This is a genomic window from Niastella sp. OAS944, from assembly GCA_024809215.1.
GTDB lineage: Bacteria > Bacteroidota > Bacteroidia > Chitinophagales > Chitinophagaceae > Niastella.
On sequence record JANUBW010000012.1, the window covers coordinates 14,508 to 37,977 of the forward strand.

The window sequence follows — 23,470 nt, forward strand, 5'->3', positions numbered from 1 at the left end:
TTTAAGAACCAGCATCGGTATTCAGCAGATTGCGTTCTTTTTCAACCGGCGGCGGATTCCTGTGCCAATAAGAGGCTAAAATAGAACCGGTAATATTCATTAACGGACCGAAGATGGCAGGCGCCAATCCCAATGTAGCCGCCTTGCCCATTGCCTTCGCCAACCCCGACGCCAGTCCTCCGTTTTGCATGCCTACTTCAATAGCGATCGTTCGTGCGTCCCGTTCGGGCAGGTTAAATAATCTTCCTATCCAGAAACCGAACAAATAACCGGTGGTATTATGAATAAGGGCGCATATTATTAATGCCGGACCGATCACGATGAGGTTATCACGACCGGCAGCCACAATGATCACAATAATGAATGCGATCCCAAACATCGAGATCAGCGGCATGATCTTATCGAGCCAGGCTACCTTTCCCTTAAAGAACCTGTTGAACAACAAACCGGCGCCAATGGGTATTACCACTATCTTCACGATCTCCCACATCATAGCCAGTGCGTTAACTTGAATAAATTGTCCGCCCAGCACTTTCATCCACAACGGTGTTAAAAACGGCGATAACAGCGTGGCGATGGCCGTTAGTGTAACCGACAGCGCCAGGTTCGCATTGGCCAGATACGACATTACATTAGAGGCCATGCCACAGGGCATGCTGCCGATGAGGACAACACCGGCTGCAATTTCGGGGGGAAAATTAAACAGGCGCGCCAACGCATAACCAGCCAGCGGCATAAAGGTGAAGTGCCCGAATAAACCAATGAGCACGGCTTTCGGCATTTTTATAACACCGGCAAAATCTTTAACGCCCATTTCGGTGCCCATCCCAAACATGATGATCTGTAACAAAGGAGTAAAAAACGACGCCAGCTTTACCCCATGCCAGGTTGAAAAGTATTGCGGATAATATAACGCGGTAGTCACCGCGGCAAAGATCACAAGCGTGAAGGAAAATCCCTTCAATGCTGCGTATGACCTGACACCAATGGATAAACTTAGAAAGCAGCCGATGAGCCAGGGGCCTGCAAATGCGACGCTATCAATTACACTGAATACAATATACGCTATTAAACATACAGCAGCGATAGGCAAGGTAATCTTTGTCATGGTTCGTCCTAAAATGTGGATGATCAAAAGTCAATTTTCAAAGGAAAAGATGTTTTGAGTTTATGCTACCAGGTCCGGTTCTTCATATACTCATCCAGTTGGGCGCGGGTCATGGGAATCTCATTGGGGTTCTTTTGTAACCAGTCCAGAAAGTCCTGTTTTATTTTATCGGTCCATTGGTTATCGATCTGCCCGGGCGTGTATTTACCGGCCTTTAACATGCTGATGCCAAATTTGTCTTTAAGAACAATAAACTCCGCTGTTACGATCACCTTTTCGGCAAGGTGGGCCGGAATGAACAGCACCCCGCCTTTTTTCGCGATCACCAGGTCGCCGGGCATAACCATGGCGTGGCCGATGCGAATGGGAGTGTTCAACCCCATCAACACTTCCTCTTTCAGGTACGATGGGTGCCACTCACGCACATACGCATTGAAACCTTTTATTTCCGACAGGCCTTCCAGGTCGCGGGCGGCTGCGTCAAAAACGACACCATTGCCCGACTTGCTGTAGATGGCATTGCCCAGGTTACTCCCTATCAATGTACCACCAGAAATTTTCCCAAAGCCATCGGCCACATACACATCACCTTTTGTAAGCATATCGATGGGCCAGGCATTGGTATTCCCTACGCGGCCATCCTTTTTGCCCCGTTCTTTTATATTCTTCTCCACGTCTGGCCGGCTGGGCATAAAGCAGGCCGTTAAAGCCCGTCCTACAACCGGCGTATCGGTGTGCACCGTTTTCCAGTTGCCTTCATACTGACAGGTATAACCTTCATTGTTCAGGATCGTCCAGGCATCTTCAATAGCAATACTGCGGGCCCTGCGAATAAGGTCATCAGGAATCTTCGGGCGGCCATCGGCAAACCGCTCCCCTTTCCATTCGGCCGTTAAAAAAATCAGTTCATCGCGTGGAATTGTTTGCGCCTGTATAACTATCGGGAACAGACATGCTAACCAAACTATCGTACAAATAAGGATCCGTTTCATGATACTATTTTAATGGCCACCGGCACCTGGTTTAACAATTGTAACAGGTGTTGTAATGCCATTGAGGTCATATACAATCTTTCCGCCCCTGATGGTCATTTCACATTCCAGCTTTTGGGTGCCTTCCACTTTATAACCTGTATAATCGAAATAACCGAACTTACCCGTGCGAATGCCGAAGATGGCAATGTCGGCAATGGCGCCTTCGGATAAATGCCCTAATTCTTCGTGTTTTATTTCCTGCGCCGGATTCCAGGTAACGGCCTGTATCACACTTTGCAGGTTCATACCTACGCTCATAAGTTTCGACATAACATTCAACATATCTTTCATGGATGCATTCATGCTATTGGTATGAATATCGGTGCTGATGGAGTTGGGGTAGAACCCGTTCTTAATGGCGGGTATAGCCTGTGAAAATGCAAAACTGATGGAGCCATAGCCTACATCAAATAAGATCCCTTTCTTTCTTGCTTCCAGTACAAAGGGTTTAACTTTTTGTGTATTTATATCAACCACAGGTTCCCGATCGCGCAACTGGCCAAAGCAATGCGTAAAAATATCGCCGGGCCGCAGGTGTTTCATAAACAATTCTTCAATAGATAACGGCGGATTGCTGCCGCCAAAATCGATCATCACCGGCGTATTGGCCATGGTGCCGGCTTTCACCGCTTCATCAACCGGCGTCCATTCACTGCCTACATAATGCGCTACTTTAATGCCTACTATGTAATCGTGAAAGCGCCTGGCCGTGATGCCGGAGAGTTTGCCATCCATGTCTTTTGTATCCTGTTCGTATACGCCACCCCGCATGCCTTCGCCCACGATATTTAAAAAGGCAAGCACCCGGGTTTGCGACAAATCGATCACCTGTTTTTTAAAGAGGGGGAAGTTACGCCAGCCCGAACTGCCGGCATCTACCACCGTGGTGACGCCATTTCTGAAAGTAAAAGCATCGGGAATTACGGCCAGGGGGCCATTGCTGTAAGCGCGTTCCGGATCGGTTCCATAAAAAACATGCACATGCGCATCGATAAGTCCGGGAGTTACATATAGTCCTTTAGCATTAACAACCTGCGCGGCCTTCGACTCATCAATGCTTTTTGCCACCTTCACAATTTTGCCATCGTTCACGGCAATGTCCATCACTTCATTAATATTATTCTTCGCATCAATTACATGTCCGCCTTTTATAACTATAGCATAATTCTGCGCAGTAGAGATGTGCCATACAAACGTTAACAGCGCCAATAATATACCCGCTTTTGCCATTGGTTTGGAGTTTAGTAATGGAAAGTGGATATTTTTTAACCAACTGCCTTCATCAATTCTTCTTTAATTCGGCCGGCAACAATTTTCTCCTGGCCCGGTTTCAACATCCAAACGGTAACCGTGATGCTGCTTTCTTTTGCCCCACCGATCTCGATAGAAGGAGCGCCACTGCGTAATTTTTCCTGCAGGTCTTTCCCTGACAATTTCACTTTACCTGCATCCCATGCTATCTGTAAAGTGGGCGTTACATTACCAAGTTCCGGCACGGTGATACTGGTAGTTACGCCGCTTACAGTTTTGGCAGCATTGTCAATTACTGCAGTGGCTGCTTCCCACGCTTTCCATTCTTTGTCATGATCATCTTTAATATATTTATCAAGGGCTACATACATGCCCAGTATTTCTTCTTTATTTACTTTAAAGCCGCGGCCGATATTAAAACCACGGGGCGGCATGTGCAGGCGGGCTGCAGCAATGATCTCCTTTTTACCCATCAGCAAGCCGGCGCTTTGCGGGCCGCGTATTGCTTTACCACCGGAGATGACTACAAAACTGAAACCCATATCATTGAACTTCCACAGGTTTGATACCGGCGGCACGTCGGCGGCAATATCAATAGAGGTAGGAATATTGTGCTTTTTGCCAAGGGCTACCCACTCTTCATGTTTTATTTTGCCCTTATCGGCTTCTATATTCAAAAAGTGTAACAAGGCTGTTTTCTCATTAATAGCCTGTTCCACTTCTGCAACGGTTTCAACATAAATTATTTTACAACCTGTATTCTTCAGGGCGTGGTTGTATACTATGTCATGTGCTTTTTGAATGATCACTTCCGACTTCATGCCTGTACCATCGAGGTGCGGCAATTGTTCTACTTTTTTTTGGTCCATACCGGTTAATATACCAGCCAGGCCCAGGGTCATGCCCGAGAAGGCGCCCGAGGTAACCACGGCTGCTTCGGAATGCACCAATGCTGCGATCTTCTCTCCTACTTTATCCTGCAACTCATCGAGCATGCAAAATTCAGAGGCGGCGCTTTGTATGGCATCCAGTACATAATCGTGCATCAATGAACCGGTCATGGCTGTGAAAGTGCCGGCAGCATTGATAAAGGTGCGAACACCCAGTTCTTTAAAAAGAAAACGTTTTTCTGCATTTTGAGGTGCGGATGCGGGTGCGGCGGCAGCGGTAAAGGGAATAATGGAGACGCTGCCGGCATAAGGTACCAGTGCAAATAATTTGATCAATTCTCTCCGTTGCATACAGTTAATTGGTGGTTACTGCCCGCCCGCAAATAGGACCGGACGGAGCGATTGTTATGGAATCTGTTTGGTTGGGTGAGTACACCTGTTTCAACAGGGCAATGGTAAAACGGGCCAGAAAGAATAAGCACATTGAGAACCGCAGTGACAAAGTGATAAGAGAATAAGAACTGCGACACTGCGGTAGAGTAATCGAACCTTAACCTAATGTTGCCGCGGGTTTATACATAGGCAATGCAATCCATTTCAACTAAGGAATCACCAGGCACGCCGCCTTTGGCAACCGCCACGGTAGTACGAACCGGCGGCTTTTTTCCAAAACGGCCTTTAAACACTTCATTCATTGCCTTGTAATCGTTGATATCGTTGAGGTATACGTTCACCTTCAATACTTTTTCCATGGAGGAACCGGCTGCCAGCAATTCTTTTTCCAGTTCTTTCAACACATGATCGGTATGGGCTTTGATATCTCCGGCAAAATGAGCGCCTTTGCCAGCAATAAATACCATTCCGTTAAACTTTGTGACACCGGAAAAAAGCGGCACATCCTGGTCGTCAGTTATTACATTAAAGACTTCTTTTTCATTGGGCTTGTCGGCAATTCCGGCTTTTGCGAATAAGCCCAGTCCTACAGTTCCGGCAACGGAGGCAAACAGTTTTTTCAGGGCATTTCTGCGTTCAGTTATCATCTGCAATTCTCTTTTAAAGCGTTAATGATGGTAAGAAGTGGTTACATTTCCTTCCACTAATTTAGTCCTATCATGCAAATCTGCAAAAATTAATTGCAAATAATTTGCATAATGGTATCAAAAGTGTATACAAATGCGGTAAAATGGCTGAAACGGAAGAAACAAATCGCATTTTTTGCAGATTTCTTCAGTACAACCAGTGCATGGATATAAAGCTAAACCCCGGCGGTGTTCTGCCGGGGTTTGTTTTTTATATATAGTTAAGACCGCCTTAGAAATTTACAGCCAGCTTTGCGAATAGGCGCATTCCATTATAACCCATTTGCACGGCATCCCATGGGCCGCCTGTTTCACCGTCATATGCCTGGGCATTGGCGGCGGGTACGATGCCCAGATCGGGATGCACATTGAAGATATTGTCAGCTCCCCAGAAAAGGCTGACGGTTTTGGAGAACCTGTACGAAAAGAACAGGTCAGAAACCACTTTGCCATTATAGTTAAAGATCTCAGGCACCAGCGGGCCCGATTGGTCCGCTCCCAGGTTAACAACCGGCGTGATCCCCGTCCCTATCAAATCGGGGTCGCCCTGCTTCCCTGTTCCTGCCAATGAATTGTCTCCTGAATAGCCATATCCTTTTAGACTGATCTTTCCAAAGTAGGTGAAATGCGTGCCTACCGTAAATTTATTGACATCGTACTGCAGGTTGAGGCTGATCTTGGCGGGCGGAGCCGAAGCCTTTACAAAGTATTGTTCCCTTCCACTGAAAAACGTCTGTTGATGAAGATAAGTATCATTCAGTACCGCAGGCACATTGACCTTGTCGATCTTCATATGCTGAAGATTTCCGGCAAGCAGAACGCTGAATTTGTTCCTGCCCCAACTCTGTTTCCAATCGGCCACAACATCTAACCCGTAATTCGAGGTATTGACGGCATTGGCGAAAAATTGCGCGCTATTGACCTTCAATGCCTCCAGCGTATTGGTAAGTTTTGAATTGAGCGTAATGTCTGTTGCCTGGAAGGTACCGGAAAGAACGACCCTGTTCGTGATCTTTACGTAGTAGCCGTCTATGGTGAGGGTAAAGTTATTCGCCGGCTTCCAGGTGCCGCCCACGCTGGCATTCACCGATTTCTCCTGTTTAAGATCAGGAATGCCTGCGGCCCGGGTTATGGGGCTATAGTTTGGGGCGATTTTCACCAGAGAGGGCACTCCTGCCACCACATTGCTTTCTGTAATGCTGAAATTTATCTGCTGCAGGGAAGGCGCTCGGTAACCCGTGCTCACGGAGCCCCGGAGGTTGACGCTGTTGGATAGCCTGACACGTGTGGCCAGTTTATAGGTATTCACGAATCCAAAGTCTGAATAGTTCTCCAGCCTAACGGCGCCGTCTACCAGCCAGGCCTTTGTAATGTCAATGGCTACATCTGCATAACCGGCTATGTTGGAACGCCTGGCCTTGTGCTCATCTGACGGCTGAAAACCCGGAAAACCCTGCGCGCCTGTAGCGGGATAGGTAGTATCTCCGTTTGGATAGGCGATTGGTTGAATGCTGTAATTCGCGTAGGAGGCTTCTTCTCCTTTGTAAATCGCATACTGCTCATGCCTGAATTCAGCGCCAAAGGCAAGGGTCATTCCTTCTGCAACGTCGTTGTATCGCTTATCTATATCAAGGTTGGTCGTGTTCTGTAAAAAATAGAACCCGCCGTCATTGAAATGGTTTTTGGTGGCACCGGCTGCTCCGAGCGAGGAATTGAAGGTCCCATCACCGTAGTAGTGGAAGTTATTGCCGCCTGCCGTATTGCTGATGTCCCAATTCCACTCATTGGCTGTTCCCCTGAAGCCCACCGCCAAAGATGCGTCGGTTATATGTACGTTTTCGATGGGATTGTAATAGATATCAGCATCCGGAGTAATACTCACCGGATCGGTATAAGAGATAGAGGCTGGCCCGGAAAAATGCATGATACCCGGTACGAAGATCAGGTTTCCATTGCCATCGTTGGGGAACCGCTCGGGATGCCCGGTGAAATTCCTGGAGTAAGCAAAGGCATTGGAGTTTTTATAATTGTAAACGCCAAATGCATAGAAGCTGGTCTTGGTGGTGAGAGGGATCTCTGAATTGAGCATGAACCCGCCCGAAGTGACGGAGGCGTCGCCCATGGCCCTGCGCACATTGTTAACAGGGAGTGCTTTCGAATTGGAAAATATATTGGTGTCGGGCGCCTGACGAAAAGTTTTGCCCTGGCTCAGGAAATTAAGGGAATAATTGAGGAATCCTTTATTAGGGCCTATGGAAAATCCGTGATTCAGGCCAAATGAGAACGTTTGTCCGTCGAACCGGTTTCCCGTAACATATTGATCAGGTTGAACACTATTGAGCGAATTGTATTTATGGTCATAAAAGGCGGAATAGCCGGCGGTCACAGCAAGGTGATCCACATCCCTTTTCAACATGATATTCATTACCCCTGCTATGGCGTCGGACCCGTATTGCGCGGAGGCCCCGTCGCGCAGGATCTCAACTCTGTCGATGGAGGCCTCCGGAATGGCGTTCAGGTCGGTGCCTGAATTGCCGCGGCCGCGCGTGCCAAACAATGCTACGAATGCAGTCTGATGGCGGCGTTTGCCATTGATGAGGACCAAGGTTTGATCGGGTCCCAGGCCCCGAAGGGTTGCCAGGTCGATGGCATCGGCGCCGTCGCCCCCGCTTTGCTTATTGTAATTGAAAGAAGGTGCTGTCATATTCAGCAGGGAGGTAAGCTCCATTTTACCCGTAGGCAAACCCACCTGATTCACTTTGATGACATCCACCGGAACAGGTGTTTCCGTCTTAGCCCTTCCGGCGCCACGGTTTCCCACGAAGACGATATCAGTTAAAGTGGTGGAGGCGGGTTGAAGGGCGAGTGTAACCTCGGATTGGCCATTGAGCGGGAAGGATTGCGTACTGTACCCGATGAAGCTTATTTCCAAAATATCATTGGCCGCCCCTACCTTGATATTAAAAACGCCATCGTTATTTGTAGAGGTACCCACTTTGCCGATGCCGCTCTTTACCGTAGCACCCACCAGCGGAGTTCCTGTTTTAGCATCGACCACTTTGCCGGTGACCATCTTCTGGGAATATAGCAGGCAGGAGGATAGCACATGGCATATCAGCAGCAGTGTTTTTCTCATATAGCAAGTAATTGTTACCATTAAGTTAACTATATTCAAAGAGGTAAAAAAACCAACTGCAGGTTGTAACGAACTTCGTTTTTAGCAAAATTGATTTAGATTTAGGAAAGATACCACGCTAACATAGGAATATAAGAAATACCATCAACGCCGATGATAATCTCGGAGCGTTTGAGCTTTTTTACATCAGCATAGGCCAGGCCGGTATAACAACTAAACAATAAAATATCGTGTACAATCGCAGTCGGCCGGCGGTAAATTATTGTGCGGTCAAGCTTGTAGTCCGCTTCTGTTAGGCCTATTCGTTCGACTTCCCGTAAGGTCATTTTGAATTGGCAAACGGGTCTTTTAACAGCCAACCGTATCCGGCGACAATAAAGGCCATTCAATAGTCGCTGTGTTTACGTGACATTTATCACCATTATTTTGTGGCAAAAGTCCTTGTAGCAAAGGACATGTGTGGGTGACATTTGTTGAATGAAATTAAAAAACAAAGTAACTGTGGTTACCGGCGGTAACAGCGGTATCGGTTTCGGCATATCTGCTTCCTTTAGTAAGGAAGGGGCAAAAGGTGCTATCACCGGAAGAAACCAGCAAACAATAGACAAGTCTGTTGAGCAATTGGGAACAAATTTTATTGGAATTAAGGGTGATGTAACAAATCTGGATGATCTGGAACTGATCTTTAAAGAAACGTTCAACAAGTTTGGTAAGATTGATGCATTAGTGGTGAATGCAGGCGGCGTGGTGGATGGGACGCCAATGGGATCAGTGTCGGATGTAGGAGAGGATGGATTTGACAAGTACATGGACCTGAATCTGAAAAGTGTCTATTTCACGGTTCAAAAGGCGCTACCGTATTTAAATGATGGTAGTTCGATTATCTTAATAGGCTCTACAGCCTCTCATCGGGCGGCCCCGGGCATGTCTATCTACAGCGCCGCTAAAGCTGCTGTAGTTTCCTTCGCAAAAGGGTTTTCACTGGATCTGTTAGCCCGTAGGATCAGGGTGAATGTGCTTTCGCCCGGCAGTATCGATACGCCGGTGTTTGACAAATTCGCACCTCCCGAACAGGTTGACCTGATTAAACAGTTCTGGGTGAACCAGATCCCTGTGGGCCGGCTTGGCCAACCTGCTGATATCGGAAACGCGGCTGTATTTCTCGCGTCTGACGAATCAACCTTTATTTTGGGCAGCGAGCTGTTGGTGGATGGCGGTATGACAAATATCAGTCTGATGAAATAAAGCTTTAGTAAATGGCAGCTTGCCTTTGTGATAGCAGGCTGCCGTTTGTTGCTACGCGTTTTTTGGATAGCTTTGGCAAAAGCTTTTTAAAATGTTCGAAGTTTTTGCCAACTACCTGAGGGTAAATGGAGGGCTGACCGATGAGGATCTGAAACTTGTAGAGGCGGTAACGATACCAAAACGGATTCGTAAACGTCAGTATTTACTACAGGAAGGTGATGTCAGTCGTTTTAATACTTTTATTACCAAAGGATGCCTTCGGTTGTACCACGTAGGGAACGACGGTACCGAACATATCCTTCGATTTGCCGTAGAAGATTGGTGGATCAGTGATTATGAAAGTTATCATTCCGGACTTCCTTCTAAATTTAATATCGATGCGTTGGAAGACAGTGAGCTGTTGCTGATTGAAAAAGAAAGGTTCGATGCCTTGTGTGAAACAATTCCGCGGTTTAGAAAACTCAGAGAAAAATTAGACAATAAAAATTTCGAAATAACCCAGAACAGGATCCTTAGCAATATCAGTGAAACTACCGAAGAGAGATACAACAATTTCGTTAACATGTGCCCGCATATATACAACCGCGTTCCGTTGCATATGCTCGCTTCTTTTCTGGGTGTATCTCGCGAAACCTTAAGCCGGATGAGGCAACAGCAACAAAAGAAAACAGAATGACTAGCTGGCGGTAACAATACAATGTGTCTACCGGAATTAAAGATCGGAAGAGTAAAGCTGTCCGTTGTTATGAATGCCTGAATCATCAACTCCCAACTTTTCATCTGATTCCTAATCCTCTATCCAATCAACATGCCCCCTTAAATCCCCAACTTTTCAACCTGAGCCATAAAATGCAGTAAAAGCAGGTATGCCTAAAAAGCAAAAAACCTGCAAATCATTGATTTAGCAGGTTTTATTACTTTAAGTTTATCTCATTTAACTGAGCCGAGCGGAGAGAGAGGATTTGTAACCTACCCTACCCCTTATTGTTAGTCAGTTAGTTGAGTGCTGCAAAATGGGTGACTCAATGGATGACGCTGGGAATTTTTTAATTTATAAGAACTGATATCGTTATATAAAGATAATAAAAAACAAGTCTTACTATTACGTTCTATATGTATGTATTAAAAAGTGTCCAACAAACCAATCAACAATTGGCCTTACAAAACCATTACAATCGACGTCTTACCGTAATTTTTCAATTCTTATAAAATAAAATTGAGTAAAAAATGCTACCTGTGAATGTTCTAAAATTCTACTAACGGATTTGCATAGTTATTGTCCGTAAAAAGCTTTAGCATTGATATAATGTTCAAGTTTTGAAACGATTTCGTTTTGAAATCGTTCTGATATTCGCCGTTCTTCGGAAGTACTAATATCACTTTCCTTTGTCCAAACATAATCTGCACCGTTATCAACCGCTCTTATTGAAATACCCGTCTTAGTTGTGTCAACTTGAAGTGAATCATTAGCGTCACCATAAAATGAAACATAATACATTTCTTCTGGCTCTGATTTAAAATAAAAAATTCTACTGTCTAAAAAATTATATCCTCTTTCTTTCCAATCATCTCTTTTTTTCCACTTGTCAGGTATTTTGTATTCAGGATATTGGGCAAATAGAGAATCAATCGCAATAATTACTTTTTTCTTTGATGCGGGAAATGTTATAGTTGCAAAACCTCCTAGCGTCCCTGCACCAAGACCACAACCAGTCAAAGCGACAGTAAATAATGTGGCTATAATTCGAGTAGTCGTCATATAATTTACGCTAATATCAACGATGAGCTGCATGGCTGACATTCCGTGTTAGTTCAGCCGGAACAAAAGTTAAGCAGCGGACTAGAGTTGAAGATATAAAACAAATCTGATAATAATAATCATGACTTAGGACTAAGCAACCATAATCCCTTTAGTTTATCATCTTCTGTTCGGTTGCATAAAATATTTGATATGGCATTTCCATATTCAAACAACGCCTAAGGATTATTATGGACCGGACGGGATATGTGCGGTCTTTATATCTTCAGGAAAATCAGCTATTTAATTTTTCGGTCGATTTTTTGGTCGATTCAATGAGCTGGGGAGGGTTATTCTTACCTGGGTTAGTGCAGGTAGACGTTGGCTTTATAAAGGTAGGTTTTATTTTATTTATCCTGACAGGCCGCTATCATGTTCCCCAAGTCTGAATATGAGGCCTCATTTAAAGTTTCCAAATTTTCGACCAGCCATTCCATAACATTAATAATATTTGCTGTTTTCGAACCTTCACTTGGAGAATGCTTGAATACCGAAACTTGTTTACCATTTAGGATTCGAGAAAATACATAAACAACACCATCAAGTACAAACCCACCCGCTTCAGGTTTTCTGGCTTCTAAAATAGCGGTATCTATTAAAGAGTAAAGCTTGTCGCCAATCTCCTCTCTCAATTCCGCAGCTACAATCTTTTTCTCTACTTCAGTTATGCTGTTATCTTGATAAAAAAGATACCAATAATTTGTAACCAACGCAGTATAGGTAATCGAATATTTGCCGGGTTTCTTATCAATTACTAATAAACTTTCCGGCTCAAAAGCCGGCTTTATAATCAATGAAAGTTCACTTTCAGATATTTTATCGAATGGCAATAACTCTGCCAAGTTGTTCTCGTACCTGCTTGAAACATCATTGCCCGTTTCATATTCAAAGGGCTCAAAATATTTTTGCGCTTCAATATGTAAAAGTTGACTTTTATAATGACTTTCACAAATAGCCAGTTTTTCCGGCGTATCTATTTTTCCAAAGATCTCGAATTGTTTTCTGTATTCTTCAAATGAAATCATATATCGATGCTATATTACCATTCTATATTCAATTTGTCATCAAAAGGTACTTCTAACTTTTTGAAGTCCCTTATTCGCTTAACAGATTTCTCCTTTACATTAATAATGTAAATGCCTGGATTATCAGACCAAGGATCTTCTAAAATTTCTACTTCAAAGTCATTGATTTGCTTGGCTGAATAGGGCCATTCAAATATTTCTTCACAGGTTGAGTGGATTTCACTCAATTTGAATGTTTCGATGGGTGTCCATAAATAAGAAGTATGACCTAGAAGCAAAGCCCATTGCTCCTTTTGATCAATGATACCCAAAGTAGGGTCGCCACAGGAGGAGCCAAGATAGATTTTTGAATAGATTTTCTTGTTTATTATATAACCATATTCAAATTCATTACCTAGAATATAGACTTGGCTTTCTGCGAGTATTTTGAAGTGTTCAGACAATTTCATAATAATGATACAAATGAGAGAGGGCTGTGAACCTACCCTAACCCTTATTATTAGTGAGTTAGTTTAGTTCTGAAAATGGGATACTCAGTGGATGACACTTGTGGTTCTTGACACTATAAGAATTGATAATATTTGGTAAAGATAAATAATGCCAGGCAGAACCAATTTGATTTATGATGATTTCGATACAAATCGAAGGGAAAACGGAGAAGGTTAGCATCCGCCGAGTAACGTCTTTTCGTACAGGTTAAAATTTAATATCATTAACAGGTCAAACGCTAGGCAAGGATATTCTTTTATTAATTAACCTCCGAAAAAGTACAACATTTATCTTTCCATTTTTTTGCCTTTTCTGAATCATATGTAATTGTTAATTCCCAAGTGGGCTCGGCCACTGTTATATTGTTTAGTGAGTTATCAATCGTCAATATAATATTTTCGAAGATTACTTTCCTTTCATGCAATTTTCTTGGATCGCTTGTATAAAACAACTTTACCTTGCCACCTAAGGAATTAATCAGTTGTTTTTTTGTTTGTTTTCTAATATGCTCATTTTGCTTTCCTCCACTTTGGATTGTATAAAATTCTATATGCTTACCCTTGATACTCGATAGATATACGGTATTCTGTTCTCTATCAAAAATACTGACAGTGGTTATATATTTAGGAATTGAAAATACTTCTTTAAAAAACTTAATTATTTCTTTATCTGTTTTAAAATTTTGATAAGAAACATTACAAATATTTTTGGATAATAGTTCGATAATTAACCAATGCCGATTAATTGGTGTCGCATGTTCAAAAATGGTTAAAAAAGGAATAATTCCGATCAAATTGTTTACATCTTTTATTGTAACAGGAATTAGCAGTGGTACTTTAGCCGTTTTTGCAATTTCTATGAATTCTTGCATTAAAGTATTCTTCGGTACTGTTCTCTCTATTTTTAATCTATTTTCATCCTGTAATTCTTTAATTAATGCCTGAAAGGCATCTCTATTTGAAACATTTTCTTCAATGAGGTCAATAAACTTTCTTGAAAGGCAAATTGATGTGGTACTATTATAAATAATATTGAAAAGCTTTCTATTGTTTTTATAATTATTAAATTGAACGCAAGATTCAATCACGTCAATATTAGGAAGTAAAACCATTATAGAAGTTCTTTTACGAGTGAGTAAGATGAATCGTAGAAACCAGATGGAAATGCAGGAACTAATTTTCCACCATCAATTATTTTGTGTTCAGTTACCTTGAACTTTCGCGGCTCCCTTTTAAAGTAATGAATAGTAATGTCTTCAGGCTTTATATTAAACACCTTGTTCTTCACTAAAACCTGGAGTTTACGGACTATGTGTTCACTATGTGTTTCAATGAAATAAGTATTTTTAGCGCCAATACTCAAGAGGGTTTCAATAAACTTGGCCTGTAATGTAGGATGAAGGTGTACTTCTGGCTGTTCAATTAATATAGTCTGACCATACTTTGTATAATGTTCTGAAAGCAGGGATTGAAAAAGAATAGGTATTTGAAGAGATACGCCATAACCAACATCTGTAATATTAGACCAAAAGTCTTTAGTTTTAACTTTTAAGGCTACAACCGGTATTTGTTTTTCTTTAATTATGCTTACTTCCTCAGCAATTCCAAACGCCTTAATAGTACTGTTTAAGAGTCTAATACGTTCATTATATTGTTTAACTGATAAAGTATTATCACTAAGTGTGTTTATAAACTTTTCAATATCAATTAATTTATAGGTTGATTTTTTATCTTCTTGAAAATAAAACCGTCTGGGTGACGTCCCAATTGGATTTACAAATCTAATTTTGTCAATTTGATCTTTTATATAATTCTGGAAAACTAATAAATATGCAATAGAATGATAAACATACGACCCTTTGTCTCCAAATTGTTCCTCACACTTGATTTTAAATTCTGCAGCTACTAATGTTAAAAAACCATCTTTAAACGAGAAGCAATTTTCAATTAATCCACTATGCTCCTTAAAAGAAAACCTTAAATCGCAATTTAAGTCTCTGAAATTTTTATTTTCGTCTTTAAACCGCTTTTGAACAATTTCCAAACTCCCAATCCTATCGTTTCTAAAGACAGTTTTGATCGAGCTATGATCATTTAATTTTGAGGAAAAATCAAATGACACTTGAGTAACCGAATTCTTGTAATCATTAACTATTCTTTTTATTCCTGCCAACCTGGACTTATTTGCGTCTCTGTGTGAAATATCGGAGAAAAAATCAAGGAAATAATCAAAATATTTTTCACCGACGTTAAACCCAATCGAAATTTTTCGATTTTTTTTGTTATAATAAACAACTTCTTCAAAATTCCCTAAATTCGTATAGTCTCCATTTAGTTTTAAATTGACTTCCGTAGGCGAATCCAGTGTTTGTTTCAGAGCAAGTAATAATTTCAACAGAGAGCTTTTCCCTCCACTATTTTCTCCAATAAGAATATTTATTCTAGAAAAATTGAATGTTTGATTTTGAAAACTCCTATAATTATGAACTGATAAATTAAACATATTAATTAATAATCTTTAAGTATTTACTTAGATGATAACTCACAAAACCATTCTACTTGAACTAACGCTAACCTAGTCAATTTATATTAATATTGCAACACTTCAGCTTCCAAATCTTATTACCTTCAAACAAAAAAGGTGTTTTTCACGTTGTTCAAAGTGGACCATTTGTATTTTAGGTATTGTCTCTATACTTTGATATATGCTACACGCATAAAATAATATTCGATAGCTCTCAAGTTAAGGACAATGAAGCTATAGCCTAGTATTGGCAAAACGAAATAACAGCAATACAAACGAGTAGCCCGACAGTATTCAATGTCAAATAATATCAAATGAAGTTAAATCATTCATTTAATACTCTATCAATATGCCGGATCGTACAAACAGCTGTTAACTGTTCAAGAAAAATTAGCCGGATTAATATAAAGTCCACATCAAAAAAGCGATTGATATTTAGAAATAAAGAGTCAGGCATGTTAGTAGTCATCTGTCATTTCAACCCAAGTACCAACATATTTTCGCGACAGTTTTTTGTTTAATACAAGCGTCACCGGCTTTTCTGTAAAAAGTTCGACAATTAAAGGCTCAGTGCCTAACAGACTATTATGTTCAAGAATAAACTGGCCATCCTGTTCTTCAAGCCGGTATTGTACGGAATCGACCAACCGACCATTAACCTGCAATGTTGTCTCCTCAATAAAGCGATATCGAAATCCCTGATCATTGGATCGGAAGGTTTTGTTTCGGATCATTTCTTTTAATTTTTCCAAAGTCATTCGATAAGTTTTTCATGATGGAAGAATATTACGGCATGCAATTGGATTAATTAATCTGTTTGCAAAACTATGTTTCAAATATTGGAAGTACTTCCATCACTTGTACATTATTTTGCTGCATCTCTTTATACTTAGCTATTGATTGCAGGGCGAAACTATATTTTGTTTCATTACGACCTAGCAAACCGAACAACACATTCGAATCTGTGTTTGCTAGAGCATCCATAGTATGTATATCTTCCGCGTAAAGCTTCAAGTAATCTCCTCTGGAAAAATTTCTTCCAATATAAAAACCAATGTGGGAGAGTTTAGAGGGAATACCGAGTTCTAAACGAACAAGCAACCGAGATAGTTGAGTCGGTATACTAATACCAGGAAACAATATTTCTATTACACGCCCAATAGTAGGAAGTACGTCACAGGCCCTTGAGGTGATGCCTCTGATCGCCCCTGCTGCACCATCAAAGCCTCCGCCGAATTGAGTCATTACAGTTTCAATTTTATTCATTGGCGTATTTGATACCCATAATATAGATGCAACCGCTTTTTTAGCACGTAAGGTACCAATCGTGGAAGCCTCTCTGCCGGTTCCCCGCATCATATTGATAATTGGTATCGGCACACCTTGACGGCTTATTTCTGCAAACCATGTTTGGGGTTCTTTCTGTGTGCTTTTTTTGTTCATTGGAAAATAGACTTGTTCAAGCTCGGTGGTCAGTTGAGCAAGTGCGATCATACTTAACTCGCTGACTTCTTCTTTTTTTAAATGCTTTAATGCCGAAACCACATTTAGCATAGAGTCGACCTCCAGACCAGCTTCACCAGTAAGGCGGCCAAGTGGGGTAAGCAGATATAAACCATTTGTTACTGTTACAAGGTTGTTTAATCGCAATTCTGTTAATGCCTTCGATAACAACTCGTGGCTCCACTTCCAGGTTTCTAGTTTGCGTTTATTTTGAATGGCTCCAAAACTTGATTCTAAAAACAAGCATATATCTTCTGCTGATAATCCGGTTTTTACCAAGTTTGCTGCCAACACTCGTAAAATAAGAGTTTTAGGATCGGTGGACTGGGAAAGGAAAAGCGACTGGATATCTTCCGGGTCAGCCTTAATGTAGTTCTGCCAGATAAAATATTCTTCATGCGCGTTCATGGCAACCACAAACGACATACCCCTATTTGCGAATCCCAAACGCCCCGCACGACCTATGATATTTTTATATTCAGCAACACTGTACGGGATTTCCCCTGGATGTTGAAGCCCCGCAACAATAACGGCTTCTGCTGGAGTGTTGACACCCATTGCAAGTGTAGTAGTTGCGGCTATTACTTTAAGTTCAGAAGAAGATTTACGAAATTGTTCTTCAACAATTAATCGTTCTTCGGCATCAAGATCAGACACATGAAAAGCCACGCCTCCGGCCAACACCTTACGAAGTTTCTGGGATGAAAGTGAAGGATCTCCCTGCGGCATTGACTTCAGTGCCTCATTCGCTGGTGGAAGCTGTAGAGAAGTTGCAAGATATCCAGCACAACCACTTGCTTCACCCCGGGTCTCTCTAAAGACGATCACTTTTTTATCTTCACTAATCAATTTAGTTACAAGCGGAATGATCAAGTCCTGGCTGCTGCCTTTTCGATAAAAAGGTTGTATAAAATTGGGAATAACTTTTTCTTCTTTTGTATCAGAAGCGATATAGCGAAAACTGCCATCAGCCCTAATAATACCTTCATCAAGAGGCACCGGTCGCTCTGTTCTTTTCAGAAGTTCTGCTTCCATCCAGTTTTCAAAACCATTGGTATTTCCTATGACAGCGGAAAGTGCGATAAGTTGAGGCGCTATACCCTGCTGGCGCCTAACTTTTAAAAGGGTCATTAAAAATTCCAGGTTAACACCCCTACTTTTATCAGTGACCATCTGTACTTCGTCAACAACCACAACACTAATTTGCCTAAGTATATGAGAGTTTGCTATGGCTAACGCGGAAAATTTTTCATAGGTCATTAAGCAGATATCAAATTGTCCCCGCATCAGAGGCAGTATGTCATCGCTTGTGCTTTCTCCAGTAGCTTTTATTGTTTTGATACCATATTCACCATAAGAGGTTCGAAAATAATTCAGTTTATCATTGACCAAAGCTTTTAAAGGAAAAAGAAAAATACTTTTTTTTCGATTTAACGCATGATTTATCGCAGTCAGTTCTCCGATCATCGTTTTGCCCGAGGAAGTTGGTGCAGAGACAAGCAGGTTTTTCCCCTGAAATAAGCCAAATTCATTAATGGCATCAAGTTGTAGCTGATTGAATGTGGAGAATTGTTTTAGCCATACATTAATTATAGTCTGAGGGAAACCATGTGCCAGTAATGATTGAGGAGAAGGATCGACCTTTGCTGCGCACCGTTCAGGAAATACTGCTTGATAACACTTTCCACGGATGAAAACCGGCCATTCCAGGCCTCCATCGATATGGCCCAGTAAAACAGGATGTTGAATTTTACCTATACTTAACGAATAATCCTTAACACGTGTTGTAACATACTCCAATAGCTTAAAAATAGATATACGACCGTTTGTAAGAACTTCTTCAGCACCCTCCATTGCATTGAGCAAATGATATGTAAGTAAGCCATGTCCATGTTTAGTTGTCTCCCAAGCCGGTTCAGTCGCTCCCGAAGCTGTGAGAATTAATCTTCCTTTACCGGACAGTTGCTCCAAGAGAGTTTGAGTAGATACCAAAGATCTAGACTTATGTGGCGCTTGAATAGCTTTTGCTCCCATTCCACCTGAAAAGCAACAATCGAGTATACAGACAAGTTGTTTTGAAGGAATATTTGTTAGCCATTCTGCAAGTGTACTCAAAGGAATACCTGAAAACACCAAGTCTTCCAAATTTGTGTCATAAGCTATTAATTCATGAGTATCAGATCCGTGCCCAGAAAACGTGATCACAACAATATCGTCTTTGTCACAATCATACAGTGATTTTATCTGAGTTTCAATATTAATTCTTGTGGCTTGCTGATCAGTCAATAAAGTTGTTTGACCTCCCAGTGTATCTGAGAACAGTGCGTGAAGAGCTGACGCATCTCTTTTTGCACAATTTAACCAGGGTATACTTACAGACTCGAACCTGTCAATACCTATAAATAAACCTTTCAATTTCATATAGGGTTATTTTTAAGATTTACTTTTTTAAATATATGAAATAAGACCAAATCAAATGTTGACAAACAATAATTTAAACAACAATTCGGTCGTCTTACTCTTTTTTCAAAACATGAAAAAGCCTTAGAATGATAATTCATCTATAATAAAAACATTGCTTTTTAATAAATTTCATCCCTATATGAAATATTAGCCACTTGATATGAATCAATTTTTCTATCTTTAAGTAGAAACCGTTAGTATATGCGAAGAGTGAATTTGAGGAACATGAAATCCTTCATAACGAGGGAGCACACATTAGACATTAACACCATAAGATCGTTGTTTATAGCGGAAAATGAGAAACATCTTGAGCTAAATCCCACCTGGAATTTTAAGGCGACCCGAATATCAGTAATCGGAACTTATTGGTTCAGAGAGGTTTTGATGCATTTTGCGCTAATCATGGCAATTAGCGTACTACTAACACTAACACATTGCAATAGCTGGCGCTCACTGTTTGCCGCCATTTTAATTGGTGGTCTTCCAGCCTTGTTTAGCCTAACGGCATTTATCTACTTTCCCTCTTTTTATTGGAACTTTTTGCCGAAACTCGAAGTGATAACTGGTGAACAAGAAAAATTGGCAATCCAGATCGCGGAAACCACCAAGTGCAAACGCACCCAGTTCCAATCGCCTACCCTTATAATTATATATTACGTCAATTCTAAAATTAGCAACGCGCCGTTACTTCCTGCCAATAATCAATCGGCAGCACTCCTTAATAAGCTCTATGGTTCGGACAAAGACAAATTAAAACAGAACCTTTCCAGGCTATATAGGTTACCCAGTCTTTCTGCAAAAGAGCGTGCTGAAATGTTAAAGGGAGTTGAATATGCAAGATCATTTTTCAAAGAGACAGGCAATACTAATTCAGCAAAAATCCTTGATGAACTTGAATTGAAATTAAGCAAACCATAAAACGGTTTATTCTACTTTACCTGCATTGACTCATATTTACCTTTCCACTCCAGGAACTGGGCATTGATAATCGTATCAATGTTATCGGCATTTGCGCCTTCCCAATAAAACTGCTCTCCCGCCTCTTCTAAATCCTGCCGAGCAAAGGACAATAAGTAAAAATCAAACAACTTTTTGTCATAGTCTCTATCGCGACACAATTCCCTTAGAGTACCTAAGATCACTTTTGTTGACATCTTTAAACTGAGCGCTTGGTCTATTAAATAATAAACGTAACCATAAACAATTTCCTCTTCCGGCATTGCATCTAAAGTAAGCTCCTTTAGGGTATGTTTGATGATTTCCTCTAATTGAAAACGGTTAACATCTGCGGACAATCCTGCCAATAATATAAGATGCTCTGTTTCAAAACCAGCCTCCATCATTTCCAAAGCCCAATCCTTCCAATCTTCAACCGACTCATACGGCAATACTTTATTTATAAGTACTTTATATGTTGACTTTACTATGTGCATGTCATAATTTTATTTTGGTGGAAATGTTGCAAAAGTCGACCATCAAGAAGCATAATAATCAACTTTCCCATCCTGGGTCAGTTCAAATGTGATTTCATATTTCTTTTCGAATTCATTCGCAGATTCCTGGCTGCATAGCCAGCCCATGTTGGGATCAGGCACATTGCCCATTTTATAACAATCTTCGGCTGCCGGCACCATTGCATCTTCAATTATTTCGGCAATAATTCTTTCGCAGTTCTTACACTTTACATACAGCTTATTTGTGTCCATTTTATCTAAATCATTACTTATTAGGTCAAATATACCTGTTAAAACGGCATTTTTTCAATCTCTAAGTATACTTGGCTTTTTTCCGCTTACCCCACTTCGTATGTTGCAATTCTAAAACAGATAAGTGTATGAAAGATTTTGTGCAGAACGGTAACGCTGTTACCTACATGCTTTTCTTGTATGGGTCACCCGTTCTGTGGTGCAAGGCAACGTTTTCTATACGAGCCTCGCCCCACACTCTGCTATTTCCCTTTTTCCCTAAAGCATCTTTACATTATTAATTCACCATTAAACCAGTAACGTGTATGAAAGAACTATCGCAACATGGCAACACGCCCATATTGTTTCCTTATGAGCCGACTATATACTGGCAAAACATCCGCCAGATTATCCGGGAAGAAGTAGCCAAAATAGAAAAAGACACGCCAAAAGGCAATGTGCTGGAAACACCCGGACTAATCTACAAACCACTTTTGAAGATCACGGAACTGTGTACCCTGTTCCAGGTCACCAAACCAACCATTTACAGCTGGATCAAAGTCGGCAAATTGAAACCGGTAAAAGTCAGGTCAAGGGTTTATTTCCTGTTCCAGGACGTACAAAAACTTATGAGTACGGAATCCCAGGACACGGATGCGTAACCGTTTCTTTTCACCAGCTCAATTGAAAACGCATTTATAACATTTAAAACTTAATTCTTATGGCTGAATTTAAAAGGCAAACATTCCAGCTAAGTACCGGAAAGCAGATCAGGTTACACGGAAACAGTTTCTTTATTAACCGGAATTTGGAGATTGGCGAAGGCTTTGTCCCCAATGTCTTTTCCTTATTCGAGGAGCAATCGGACGGTAAACCATCCTCCACAGTATCAAACCCACACAAGTTAACACCTGAGGAGCTGGGCGAGCTGGCGGATTACAATATCCGGCTCTGGCTGGATCTAAAAGATAGTATCCGTAACAGTGGCATCAATAATCCCAAAGTTTTCAGCCGGGAATCTATTCGCGGGACAGATAATAATATCGCTGATTCTATCCCAAAATACAAACGGGAAAAACCTAATTCTAACAAAGAATCTTAAAACTAAAGTATGAAACAGTTATCGTGTGAACAGGCAAAGCAGATTGATATGATCGATTACTTGTCTTCATTAAACCATCACCCACAAAGGGTGCATCACCAGGATTTTTGGTATCTGTCGCCATTACGTGAGGAACGGACAGCCTCCTTCAAAGTAAATAGACCGCTCAATGTATGGTTCGATTTCGGACTCGGCAAGGGTGGCGACATTATTGATTTCACGACCCGATACCATAATTGCACAATCAGCGAAGCGCTTTTAAAACTATCAAGCTCTCAAAATCAGCCAACCCTTTCTTTTCAAACGCCTACTGTCTTTGGCGGGCCGATGGTGCCGTCTCTCCGCCTTGCTGGTGAAAAAAAGGAGGCCACAGACTCCAAAATTATGGTGCAAGACATCCGTCCATTGGCAGCAAACAGCCTGGTAGAATACCTGGCTAAAAGACATATCCCGCTGGAAATTGCCAGCAAATATTGTCAGGAAGTTGATTTTAGTCTTTATGGAAAACAGCATACCGTAATTGGTTTTCCGAACAATTCCGGAGGATTCGAGCTTCGAAACGAAAATTTTAAAGGTAGCAGTTCACCAAAAGACACCACTTTTATTGACAACAAAATGGAACACATCACCGTATTTGAAGGTTTCTTTTCCTTCCTTTCATTTTGCGCAATCAATAAAAGTGGCACCTCTCCCATTACAAACAACCTGATACTTAATTCGCTTTCATTTCTTGACAAAAGCCGGGAATTACTCGACAAACATCTGCGTGTTCACTTGCTCTTAGACCAGGACACCGCAGGTAAAACCCATACGCAAAAAGCGTTGGACTGGAACCGGGATAAGTATATCGATAGAAGTGAACTTTATCGTGGCCACAAGGATTTAAACGATTGGTTAATACATCACCAAACCCAATTACAGCAAAATCTACAGCCTAAACGACGGCTATAACAGCTTTATGCAATCGTGTTTGCTTTAATGCCACATCGAGCACAGCACGAAGGTGAAAACCATTAATACCATTGGCCAGTTTTTATGGCGAGCGGTGTGTTTGTAGAACAAAAATTGCCTGATGGCCAAACACACGCTCGCTTTTTGCTCCCGCTGGTCGCAAAAAGAAATACAAAATACATTAAACT

At 41.3% G+C, this 23,470-nt stretch carries 21 protein-coding genes; 6 read left to right on the forward strand and 15 right to left on the reverse strand.

All coding sequences use genetic code 11. From position 1 onward, the window contains the following. Position 1: 1 nt before the first annotated feature. The 6 genes from GGD38_RS32825 to GGD38_RS32850 form a co-directional block, all read right to left on the reverse strand. Positions 2-1,108 carry a bile acid:sodium symporter family protein gene (locus tag GGD38_RS32825; RefSeq protein ID WP_375302334.1) on the reverse strand — a complete coding sequence of 369 codons (1,107 nt, stop codon included), beginning with the start codon at positions 1,106-1,108 and terminating at the stop codon, positions 2-4. Between the two features lie 65 nt (positions 1,109-1,173). Further along, positions 1,174-2,100, reverse strand: a complete 927-nt coding sequence (locus GGD38_RS32830) for an RraA family protein (protein ID WP_375302335.1) — start codon at positions 2,098-2,100, stop codon at positions 1,174-1,176. A 9-nt stretch (positions 2,101-2,109) separates the two neighbouring features. Further along, on the reverse strand, positions 2,110-3,372 hold the full coding sequence (locus GGD38_RS32835; protein WP_375302336.1) for an amidohydrolase/deacetylase family metallohydrolase: 1,263 nt from the start codon (positions 3,370-3,372) through the stop codon (positions 2,110-2,112). Between the two features lie 35 nt (positions 3,373-3,407). Next, entirely contained in the window at positions 3,408-4,634 is a 1,227-nt protein-coding gene (locus GGD38_RS32840; RefSeq protein ID WP_375302337.1) for an aminotransferase class V-fold PLP-dependent enzyme, read from the reverse strand. Between the two features lie 221 nt (positions 4,635-4,855). Continuing rightward, positions 4,856-5,323, reverse strand: a complete 468-nt coding sequence (locus GGD38_RS32845) for a RidA family protein (protein ID WP_375302338.1) — start codon at positions 5,321-5,323, stop codon at positions 4,856-4,858. A gap of 271 nt (positions 5,324-5,594) precedes the next feature. Then, entirely contained in the window at positions 5,595-8,498 is a 2,904-nt protein-coding gene (locus GGD38_RS32850) for a TonB-dependent receptor domain-containing protein (protein ID WP_375302339.1), read from the reverse strand. A gap of 477 nt (positions 8,499-8,975) precedes the next feature. Here GGD38_RS32850 and GGD38_RS32855 point away from each other — a divergent pair, with 477 nt between their 5' ends. Beyond that, a complete protein-coding gene (locus GGD38_RS32855; protein WP_375302340.1) occupies positions 8,976-9,743 on the forward strand; it encodes an SDR family NAD(P)-dependent oxidoreductase in 768 nt (255 codons plus the stop codon). A 91-nt stretch (positions 9,744-9,834) separates the two neighbouring features. Then, positions 9,835-10,419, forward strand: coding sequence for a Crp/Fnr family transcriptional regulator (locus tag GGD38_RS32860; protein ID WP_375302341.1), 585 nt, complete (start codon positions 9,835-9,837; stop codon positions 10,417-10,419). A gap of 597 nt (positions 10,420-11,016) precedes the next feature. Here GGD38_RS32860 and GGD38_RS32865 read toward each other — a convergent pair. The 7 genes from GGD38_RS32865 to GGD38_RS32895 all read right to left on the reverse strand — a co-directional run bounded on the left by GGD38_RS32865 (position 11,017) and on the right by GGD38_RS32895 (position 19,502). Continuing rightward, entirely contained in the window at positions 11,017-11,544 is a 528-nt protein-coding gene (locus GGD38_RS32865) for a hypothetical protein (protein ID WP_375302342.1), read from the reverse strand. A gap of 344 nt (positions 11,545-11,888) precedes the next feature. Beyond that, the gene (locus tag GGD38_RS32870) at positions 11,889-12,566 is read right to left on the reverse strand and encodes a hypothetical protein (RefSeq protein ID WP_375302343.1); all 678 of its coding nucleotides are present in this window, start codon (positions 12,564-12,566) and stop codon (positions 11,889-11,891) included. Positions 12,567-12,580: 14 nt separating this feature from the next. Then, positions 12,581-13,015 (reverse strand): hypothetical protein, encoded by a 435-nt coding sequence (locus tag GGD38_RS32875; RefSeq protein ID WP_375302344.1) that lies wholly within the window; start codon positions 13,013-13,015, stop codon positions 12,581-12,583. Between the two features lie 299 nt (positions 13,016-13,314). Then, positions 13,315-14,166, reverse strand: a complete 852-nt coding sequence (locus GGD38_RS32880) for a hypothetical protein (protein WP_375302345.1) — start codon at positions 14,164-14,166, stop codon at positions 13,315-13,317. Continuing rightward, positions 14,166-15,557 carry a DUF3696 domain-containing protein gene (locus GGD38_RS32885; RefSeq protein WP_375302346.1) on the reverse strand — a complete coding sequence of 464 codons (1,392 nt, stop codon included), beginning with the start codon at positions 15,555-15,557 and terminating at the stop codon, positions 14,166-14,168. Before GGD38_RS32885 ends, GGD38_RS32880 begins: the two co-directional genes overlap by 1 nt. 479 nt (positions 15,558-16,036) lie before the next feature. After that, positions 16,037-16,336 (reverse strand): hypothetical protein, encoded by a 300-nt coding sequence (locus tag GGD38_RS32890; protein ID WP_375302347.1) that lies wholly within the window; start codon positions 16,334-16,336, stop codon positions 16,037-16,039. A gap of 67 nt (positions 16,337-16,403) precedes the next feature. Then, positions 16,404-19,502 (reverse strand): DEAD/DEAH box helicase, encoded by a 3,099-nt coding sequence (locus GGD38_RS32895; RefSeq protein WP_375303941.1) that lies wholly within the window; start codon positions 19,500-19,502, stop codon positions 16,404-16,406. Positions 19,503-19,769: 267 nt separating this feature from the next. Between GGD38_RS32895 and GGD38_RS32900 the strand changes: the two genes are divergently transcribed. Further along, positions 19,770-20,462 carry a hypothetical protein gene (locus GGD38_RS32900; RefSeq protein WP_375302350.1) on the forward strand — a complete coding sequence of 231 codons (693 nt, stop codon included), beginning with the start codon at positions 19,770-19,772 and terminating at the stop codon, positions 20,460-20,462. Positions 20,463-20,473: 11 nt separating this feature from the next. Here the strand turns inward: GGD38_RS32900 and GGD38_RS32905 are convergent, their stop codons facing one another. After that, positions 20,474-20,977, reverse strand: coding sequence for a hypothetical protein (locus GGD38_RS32905; RefSeq protein WP_375302351.1), 504 nt, complete (start codon positions 20,975-20,977; stop codon positions 20,474-20,476). Between the two features lie 42 nt (positions 20,978-21,019). Further along, the gene (locus tag GGD38_RS32910; protein ID WP_375302352.1) at positions 21,020-21,250 is read right to left on the reverse strand and encodes a hypothetical protein; all 231 of its coding nucleotides are present in this window, start codon (positions 21,248-21,250) and stop codon (positions 21,020-21,022) included. Positions 21,251-21,555: 305 nt separating this feature from the next. Here GGD38_RS32910 and GGD38_RS32915 point away from each other — a divergent pair, with 305 nt between their 5' ends. From GGD38_RS32915 to GGD38_RS32925, 3 genes are read left to right on the forward strand one after another with little or no spacing between them, the layout of a single operon-like run. Beyond that, a complete protein-coding gene (locus GGD38_RS32915; RefSeq protein ID WP_375302353.1) occupies positions 21,556-21,891 on the forward strand; it encodes a helix-turn-helix domain-containing protein in 336 nt (111 codons plus the stop codon). Between the two features lie 59 nt (positions 21,892-21,950). Then, a complete protein-coding gene (locus GGD38_RS32920; RefSeq protein ID WP_375302354.1) occupies positions 21,951-22,331 on the forward strand; it encodes a hypothetical protein in 381 nt (126 codons plus the stop codon). A 9-nt stretch (positions 22,332-22,340) separates the two neighbouring features. Further along, positions 22,341-23,282, forward strand: coding sequence for a toprim domain-containing protein (locus GGD38_RS32925; protein WP_375302355.1), 942 nt, complete (start codon positions 22,341-22,343; stop codon positions 23,280-23,282). The last annotated feature ends 188 nt before the right edge of the window (positions 23,283-23,470 follow it).